Origin of the sequence: Streptomyces sp. NPDC001231 (genome assembly GCF_042896885.1) — a bacterium.
GTDB lineage: Bacteria > Actinomycetota > Actinomycetes > Streptomycetales > Streptomycetaceae > Streptomyces.
The window spans coordinates 82,828-91,130 of the sequence record NZ_JBIAXS010000035.1; the positions used below are offsets into that span (position 1 = coordinate 82,828).

Here is an 8,303-nt window from a genome sequence, read left to right on the forward strand (position 1 = left end):
GTTCATGTCGACACTAATAAAAGGAGGCCTTGGCTGATGCGTGCTGTACGGATCCGTCCCACCCCTGACGGCGGCGTCCCGGTCGTCGTCGACCAGCCCGCTCCGACCCCCGGTCCCGGCCAGGTTCTCGTCCGCGTCCGGGCTTCGAGCCTCAACCGCGGAGAGCTCTTGCAGGCAGGCCGGGTGAAGGACGGCGAACCGGTGCCCGTCGGCGTCGAACTGGCCGGGGAGATCGACACCTTGGGCGAGGGCGTCACGGGCTGGAAGCCCGGGGACGCCGTCGTCGCGCACGGCACCGGCACCCAGGCCGAGCTCGTCGTGGTCTCCGCGGGCGCTCTGATCCGCAAGCCGGAGAGCAGCACCTGGGCCGAGGCCGGGTCCTTCCTGAACGTCTATATGACGGCTCACGACGCGCTCATCTCCAACGGCCGCATGGCACCCGGCGAGGTCGTCCTCGTCAATGCCGCGACGGGTGGCATCGGACTCGCGGCCGTCCAGATCGCGCGGGCGCTCGGCGCCGGCACGGTCATCGCCACGACGACCTCGGCGTCCAAGGTTTCGGCCCTGCTCGACCAAGGGGCCCATCACGTCATCGACTTGTCCTCGCAGGACCAGGTGTCCCGGGTCGCGGACATCACCGCCGACCGGGGCGTCGATGTCATCGTCGACTCCGTCGGGGGCACGGTGTTCGACGACAACCTGACGTCGCTGGCCGTCAAGGGCCGCCTCGTGCAGGTGGGCCGGATGGGCTCGGACCGGGCCGAGATCGACCTGACGAAGCTGTGGCGCAAGCGGCTGAACCTCATCGGCGTCACGTTCCAGACCCGGACCGAGGAGGAGCGGCTGGACTGCGTCCGAGCGACCGAGCGCGACCTGCTTGACCTGTGGGAGCGCCGGGTCATCGTGCCGGTCGTCGACCGCACGTTCTCCATGGAGGACATCGGTGCGGCATACGACCACATGACGAAGAGCGGGCACATCGGCAAGATCGCGCTGCTCATGGCTCCCTCGGCCGGTGACCGATGAACGTCGCCGGCCACCGCGAGAAGTTCGACCGCCTCGTGGCCCTGCGTCACCGCCTCAGCCCGGTCGAGGACTTCGAGCTGTGGTACTGGACGACGCTGACGGCGTGCACCAACGCCTACAACGCCGGCGTCCACGACGCCGGGCTCACGGTCGCGGAGACCGCCTTCTCGACGATTCCGGGAATGTACGTGGTCCCGGACGCCGACGGCTCATGGCACCGCGAGCTGCGCGAGCTCGGAGACGTCAGCCATGTCGGCTGGCCCCCTGTGGACGGCGACAAGCCCGACGACATCATCCGCCTGGAACACGCCATCCACCGCATCGAGGCATTCCGCGACCCGTGCCTGCGCGGGCGACAACGGCCCGATGCCGCCATCGTGGCCGAGTGCGACGACGCCTTCGCGGTCGTGACAACGGTGGTGGCTGAGCGCCTGGAGGGGGGAGCGGCATGAACATCGAACGTCACGTCGAACTCGCCTCGAACATAGGACGCTCGCTCGCCCGTCTCGGCCCGGACGACCACGAGATGACCATCGAGGCCGCGATGCTCGCCGGGACACACTGGCTCAACGCCGCCCTGCATGCGGACGGCGTCGCCGGCGAGGACGAGGACGTCGTCCACTGTTCGATGCTGGTCGTCAACATGGTCCGCAAGTACGCGGTCGCCGAGCCCGCCCTCGTCAGTGCTCTTCAGGAAATCGAGGATCTGCGTCCCCTTCACGTCCGCGGTGACGTTCCCGGCGGATCCGCCGCTGCACGCCGTGCGCTGGATCTGCTCGCCGCCATGCGGCTGGGAGCGATCGAAGCCATGGGCTCCACCCACTCCGTCGACTCATTCCAGGAGGCCCGGTGAACGGCCTGATGATGCACCAGCAGCTCCTCGTCTCCTCCATCCTCGCGCACGCCGAACGCCACCACCCGACCACCGAGGTCGTCTCGGTCCGGTGCGAGGGTGACGTGCATCGCTACACCTTCCGCGACATGGCGCACCGCAGTCGGCAGGTGGCTCAGGCCGTCGAGGCTCTGGGTGTCGGGCCGGGCGACCGCGTCGCCACCCTCGCATGGAACGGCTACCGCCATGTGGAGCTGTACTACGGCGTCTCCGGTGCCGGGTCGGTTCTGCACACTCTCAACCCGCGCCTGCACCCGGACCAGCTCGTCTGGATCATCAACAACGCCGACGATTCCGTTCTCTTCTTCGACCTCACCTTCGTCGACATCGTCCGACAGATCGCCCCGCGCGTGCCGTCCGTTCGGAAGTTCGTCCTCCTGAGCGACGCCGAGCATCTGGGGGCCGCCTGGCCCGCCGACGACGACCTGGAGGTCGCGGCATACGAGGACCTCGTGGAGGCGCAGGACGGTGTGTACACCTGGCCCGCCTTCGACGAGAAGCAGGCCGCCTCCCTGTGCTACACGAGCGGCACGACCGGCCACCCGAAGGGCGCACTGTACTCGCACCGGTCGACCGTGCTGCACTCGTACGGCGTCGCCCTCCCCGACTCGATGGGGCTCTCGGCACGCGATGTCGTCATGCCCGTCGTGCCCATGTTCCACGTCAACGCGTGGGGCATCCCGTATGCCGCGTGCCTCACCGGAACGAAGCTCGTTCTGCCCGGCAAGGACCTGAGCGGCGCGGCCCTCATCACACTCCAGGAGGCCGAGGGCGTCACGATCTCCGCGAGTGTCCCCACGGTCTGGCAGGGGCAGCTGGACTACGCCCGCGCCAACGGCATCACGCTGAGCGGCCTCCACCGGGCCGTCATCGGAGGCGCCGCCTGCCCCGCCTGGATGCTCCGTGAGCTGCGAGATGTCCACGGGGTCCGGGTCATCCACGGCTGGGGCATGACGGAGACGAGTCCCATGGGCGCCGCGTCCGTCCTCAAACTCTGTCACGAGGGTCTCGACCCCGAGACCCAGGAGGCCGTGCTGACGAAGCAGGGCCGCACCCTCTTCGGCATGGACCTGAAGATCACCGACGATGAAGGCACCGAGATGCCGTGGGATGGCCGGACCCCGGGCCACCTCATGGTGCGAGGTCACTGGGTCATCAACGGGTACTACCCCCCGGGCCGCCCCAGCCCCCTCGTCGACGGCTGGTTCCCGACGGGCGACGTCGCGACGATAGATCCTGAAGGGTTCATGCAGATCACGGACCGGAGCAAGGACCTCATCAAGTCCGGCGGCGAGTGGATCAGTTCGATAGAGCTCGAGAACCTCGCCATGGACCACCCCGAGATCGAAGCGGCAGCCTGCATCGGCGTCAGGCACGCGAAGTGGGATGAGCGCCCGATCCTTGTGGCCGTCCGGCGGCCGGGCTCCACGCTGACAGCGGAGGAACTCCTCGGGTCATTCACCGGGAAGATCGCCAAGTGGTGCGTCCCCGACGATGCGGTCTTCGTCGACGCCCTGCCCATGGGGGCAACGGGCAAGATCCTCAAAGCACCCTTGCGGGAGCAGTATCGAGAGCGTCTCACGAAGGACTGACGGGAGCCGTCACGCTCCCGCCGAGGCCGCCACCGGGCGGTCCGCCGCACCACGGCCCAAGTGGTCAGCAGCGGGTCGTTCCGTGGCGGCCTCGGCGTTGCCGGACCGGACACATGCCGGGGCCTCGGGCACGTCCGGACGACTCGGGCAATGCTGCGGCCGACTCCGGCTGGAGACGGCCGGGTGACCAGGCCCAACCGACACCCCTCGGACCTCCGTTACGCGACGCGTCCCGGCTTGCTACGTGTCATGTTCAGCAGGGGCCGCGCCGGCTCCGGCGCAGTCACGTATCGCGCCCGCAGGGGTTGGTCTGTGCGGTCACGTCGGTCATCTGCCCGTGCGTCCGGGACTCCGACGCAATCGGGCGGCTCGCACGGTCCCGGACCGGCGCCGGAAGACTCGCCGACACCCCGCACGACGAAGGGCCCCGCCCCGGCCTTCGCCACCAATGTGCCCCTGGTGGCGTCGGTCGGGGCAGGGCCCTGAACGAGTAAGCGAAGAGGGAGAGTTCGTGCCGGTTCCTACTGTCCGCAGTTGTTGTCGACCACGCTGAACGGCACGGCATCCGGCGATCCGACGGAAAAGTCCACGTTCGTCTTCCAGGTGGCGTCGTCGGTCGACGTGACGAACGACTTGTGGACCTTGTCCCAGAGCTGGCCGGCAGCATCCGCCTTGAGCTCGAGCAGTGACTCCAACGACTTCACACCGGCGTCCCTGTTCGCGTCGTCGTTGATCCAATTCACCGCGGAGTCGAGTGCCTTGCAGAACTTGTTGACGGTGTCGGGGTTCTTGGCCTTGTAGTCCTTCGTGGTCGCCCAGAGGACCTGAAGGCCGTGCCGGCTGAGTTCACCGGCGTCGCCGGCGAGAGCGTCCGAGAACGGCACGAGGTCGAGGCCGTGCGCGGCCATGCTGCGATAAGTGGACGACGATCCGACGACGGCATCGACCTTGCCGTTCCTCAGGGCGGGCTCCTGCGTCACGGCCCCGCCCACGGCCACGAAGGTGACGGAGTCGGGGTTCACACCCGCCGCCTTGAGGATCGTCCGAGCGTACTTCTCGTTCGCAGCGCCGCGTGCGACGACGCCGATCCGCTTCCCGACCAGCTGCTTCACGCTCGTGATGTTGCTGGACTTCTCGGCGAAGAAGAGCATGTCCATCCTGCCGTAGGGCGGCAACAAGGTAATCGACTGTCCCTGCTTGATGGCCGGGATGATGTTGTCCGGGCTCACGGCCGCGATCTGCGTCGAGCCGCCGATGAGCTGCGCCGCGAGCTCAGGGCCGGACTTCGCCATCAAGAGTTGGACATCCAGCCCTTCCTTCTTGAAGAAGCCCTGCTCGACGGCGATGGCCGTGGGGAAGGTGATGGAGCTGTGCGGGTAGTTGCCGAGGGTGATCTTCGTACCGTTGACCGCGCCCCCGGCACCGGAGGCTCCCTGGCCGCCACCGGAGCAGGCGGTCAACAGGACGAGTGCGAAACCGAGCCCGGCGACAGCCGGCTTGCTGACCTTGTTCACCCTGGGCCTCCTCTGCTGTTGCTTTGCGGTGTGGTGTGGATCGCGCGAAGTGGACGGTGGTTCGGCCGATGAGGTGCGCCACCGCCGTTCACCGGCGCAGGTGAGCACGGAGCCGCTCGAGGATGTCCTGATAGGTGGGGTCCATCGCGATGTGCGTCAGATCTCGCGGGCGTTCCATGTCGACCATGACGTCGTCGAGGATGCCGCCCTCCCCCATGAGCACGACGCGATCAGCGAGTGCGACGGCCTCACCGAGATCGTGCGTGACGAACATGACCGTACGGCGTTCCCCCCTCTGCCACAGGTTGAGGAACTCGTTCTGGACCGATCGCCGCGTGTTGACGTCAAGAGCGGCGAACGGCTCGTCCATGAGGAGCAGTTCGGGGTCGAGGGCCCAGGTTCGGGCCAGCGCGACCCGCTGCCGCATCCCCTGGGAGAGCTGCCACGGGTACTGCTTCTCATGATCCGCGAGGTGGACAGCCGAGAGCCAGCGGGAAGCGGTCTCTCTGCGTTTGACCGAGGACTTCAACCCGCGCAGCTCGAGGCCGTACTCCACGTTGCCCGACGCGGTGCGCCAGGGAAGCAAGGCATCGCGAGCGAGCATGAAGCCCATCCGCTTCCGGGCGGCCTTGGCAGTGGCTCCGAGGACCGTCACCGCGCCGTCGGTCGCCTCGACGAGACCGGCCACCATATTGAGCATGGTCGTCTTGCCGCAGCCACTCCGGCCGACGACGGCGAGGAACTGCCCGGCGGGGATCGTGAGGGTGAGTTCTTTGAGGATCGTCCGGGATCCGCCGTCGCCCGAGGGGAAGGTGACGGTCACGTTGTCGAACGTCACGGCGTCGGCTCGGTTTTCGCCGCTCTGGTGCGTCGGCGTGTCAGTCGTGGTGGTGCTCGTCTCGGACCTGTGGGCTCGGGCTGGCATGGCGCTCACCGCTCTTCCGGGGGCTGCCAACTGAGCAGTCGTGCCTCGACGGCGCCCATGAGTTGGTTGAGAATGACGGCGATCAAGGCCAGCAGGATGAGGATCGCGTACACCGCTTCCATCTGGAAGATGTTGGAGTAGTTCGCGATCAGCTGGCCAAGACCGTCCTTGGCGGAGATCAGCTCGGATCCCACGACACCGAGCAGTGAGTAGATGAGGCCGAGACGCAGGGCCGCGAAGATGGCCGGGGTCGCGACGGGGAAGAAGATCTTCGTGAACAGCTGGAAGTTGTTCGCTCCGAGGACGGCCGACAACCGGAGCCACTCCGCATCGGCGGACCGCACCCCCGCTCGCGCACCGGACAGGACAATGAAGAAGACGAGGGTCGACGCAAGGGCGACCTTGGCCCACAGCCCAATGCCGAACGCCACGATGAAGAGTGGTGCCAGCGCGATGCGCGGCATGGAGTTCAGGGCCTCCAAGTAGGGCGTGAGCATCCGCTCGCCGGTGGGCAGCAGACCCAGCGCGAGCCCCGCGATGACGCCGGCGATTCCCGCCATGCCCCAGGCCAGAAGGACCGCGGTCATCGTCGCCTTGGTGTTGGACCACAGCTCCCCGGACTGGGTGGCGGTCACGACGTAGTGCCAGGACTGCCCGGGGGTCTTCGAGAGAACGGGGTCCAGGACTCCCGCGCTGGTGGTCCACTGCCACAGACCGAGCCAGGTGAGCAGCAGGATGACCTGCCATGCGCGCACCTTGAGCCGTCCGCGGTTGCGAGGAGCGGACGGGCGGCTTTGCCCGTCGACGGCTCCATCCACCCGCATGGGAACGGGTGGCTTGGTGTTGTTGGAGGTCATGCCGGTCTCCGTCTCGAGGAACGCATCATGAGAAGCACGATGCCCGGTGGGTCAGACCGGGGCCTCGCCGTGGAGCGTGATCCGGTTGAGGGCCCGCGGCTGGTCGCCGTAGTCGTGGACGGCGTAGTGCATCGTGCAGCGGTTGTCCCACATCACGACGTCACCGGGCTGCCACATGTGCCGGTACACGTTGTCCGCGGTGCCGGACTGGGTGTACAGGAAGTCCATGAGCGGGTCGCTCTCCTCCTTGGTCCAGCCCTCGATGCAACTGTTCTCGAGATGGCCGACGTAGAGGGCCTTGCGCCCGGTCTCCGGGTGCGTGCGGACGAGGGGGTGAACCGCCTGGGGCTGCTCCGCCTCGGGAACGCCCAGCATCCGGCCGAGTCGAACGCCACGGAAGCGCACTCGCAGGGTCTCGAGAACGCGCCGCAGATCGGGCGAGAGCCGCTCGAAAGCGAGATACTGGTTCGACCACAGGGTGTCGCCACCCACCGGAATGGTGACGGCCGAGAGGATCGAGATCTTCGGCGGGACCGCCTCGAACGGCGCGTCGTAGTGCCAGGCCTCGGTAGCCGCGGTCTCCTTCTTGACATCGGTGATCTGGACGACTCCCGGAGCGTCTGGGAGCTGGCTGAGCATGGCCGTCACGACCGGCTCTCCCCAGTGGCAGGCGAACTTCCTGTGCGCCGGCGGCTCGAGGTGCTGCCCCCGGAAGACGAGCATGCAGTACTCCAGGAACGCCTCCCGAAGCACGGTGAGCGTTGCGTCGTCAAGGTCCTCCCTCAGGCGAACCCCTTCGACCGACGCACCGATCGCCCCGGTGAGCGGTGTGATCTTAAGGGCCATGGCTTCCTCCAAGATCGACGTCGACAGGGACGGTCCTGACCCCCGCCTCAAGATTGATGTCGACAAGAATAAGAAAGGGCTGATCACTGTCAACCCTTTGGACCGAACACGGTTCAGTCCGATGTGCCGGGACCTTCGAGGGCTTCCAGGGACGCTCTCGACAGCAGGCATGCGGGCGTCCACTGCGAGCAGCCACTTCGGTCCCGGGTCACCTGCTCGCCTCGGTCACCGAGTCCGCCGACGCCGATGTGACGGCGTCATTCAGGACGACGCGGCGGCGGAGGAGAGGGACGCCTTCACGCTGCGAGCTGGTCGAGCCAGTCCGGTGGCGGTGCAACATCACGGACGTCGATCATGGCGGCGAACTGCCGAACCAGTTCGTGGGTGCGGTGGAGTTCCGAACGGTGTTCGAGCAGCTGGTGCGGGCGCCGCACGGTCCACGGGCCGCGCCTCGGCGGCTCCACCACTCCCCCTCACTCCGAAGAGATCAGGGGCGGCTTCACGGCCTTAGCATCACGATGCTGTCGGGAGCAGCGATGTTCCAACGAGCGGCCTCTGAGCTTGTTCCGCTTTGACGGACACCATCGGTGTGGTGGTCAGGCTGCGAGAACGGTTTCGTACTCGGCGGGACTGCGGTAACCGAGGCTGCTG

8 protein-coding genes are annotated in these 8,303 nt (G+C 67.3%); 4 read left to right on the forward strand and 4 right to left on the reverse strand.

The window, feature by feature from the left end; genetic code table 11:
• Nucleotides 1–36: 36 nt before the first annotated feature.
• From ACFY3J_RS33010 to ACFY3J_RS33025, 4 genes are read left to right on the forward strand one after another with little or no spacing between them, the layout of a single operon-like run.
• Nucleotides 37–1,026: a zinc-binding alcohol dehydrogenase family protein gene (locus tag ACFY3J_RS33010; protein ID WP_384183655.1), complete on the forward strand. Its 990-nt coding sequence runs from the start codon at nt 37–39 to the stop codon at nt 1,024–1,026.
• Nucleotides 1,023–1,478 (forward strand): hypothetical protein, encoded by a 456-nt coding sequence (locus tag ACFY3J_RS33015; RefSeq protein ID WP_390842362.1) that lies wholly within the window; start codon nt 1,023–1,025, stop codon nt 1,476–1,478. Before ACFY3J_RS33010 ends, ACFY3J_RS33015 begins: the two co-directional genes overlap by 4 nt.
• Nucleotides 1,475–1,879, forward strand: a complete 405-nt coding sequence (locus ACFY3J_RS33020; protein WP_384183650.1) for a hypothetical protein — start codon at nt 1,475–1,477, stop codon at nt 1,877–1,879. The genes ACFY3J_RS33015 and ACFY3J_RS33020 overlap by 4 nt, the downstream gene beginning before the upstream one ends.
• The gene (locus ACFY3J_RS33025; protein ID WP_390842363.1) at nt 1,876–3,510 is read left to right on the forward strand and encodes a 3-(methylthio)propionyl-CoA ligase; all 1,635 of its coding nucleotides are present in this window, start codon (nt 1,876–1,878) and stop codon (nt 3,508–3,510) included. The genes ACFY3J_RS33020 and ACFY3J_RS33025 overlap by 4 nt, the downstream gene beginning before the upstream one ends.
• A 521-nt stretch (nt 3,511–4,031) precedes the next feature.
• Here the strand turns inward: ACFY3J_RS33025 and ACFY3J_RS33030 are convergent.
• The 4 genes from ACFY3J_RS33030 to ACFY3J_RS33045 form a co-directional block, all read right to left on the reverse strand.
• The gene (locus ACFY3J_RS33030; protein WP_384183645.1) at nt 4,032–5,024 is read right to left on the reverse strand and encodes an ABC transporter substrate-binding protein; all 993 of its coding nucleotides are present in this window, start codon (nt 5,022–5,024) and stop codon (nt 4,032–4,034) included.
• An 88-nt stretch (nt 5,025–5,112) separates the two neighbouring features.
• Nucleotides 5,113–5,862, reverse strand: a complete 750-nt coding sequence (locus ACFY3J_RS33035; RefSeq protein WP_384183642.1) for an ABC transporter ATP-binding protein — start codon at nt 5,860–5,862, stop codon at nt 5,113–5,115.
• A 92-nt stretch (nt 5,863–5,954) separates the two neighbouring features.
• Nucleotides 5,955–6,806, reverse strand: coding sequence for an ABC transporter permease (locus ACFY3J_RS33040; protein ID WP_384183639.1), 852 nt, complete (start codon nt 6,804–6,806; stop codon nt 5,955–5,957).
• Between the two features lie 51 nt (nt 6,807–6,857).
• A complete protein-coding gene (locus ACFY3J_RS33045; RefSeq protein WP_384183636.1) occupies nt 6,858–7,652 on the reverse strand; it encodes a TauD/TfdA dioxygenase family protein in 795 nt (264 codons plus the stop codon).
• Between the last annotated feature and the right edge of the window lie 651 nt (nt 7,653–8,303).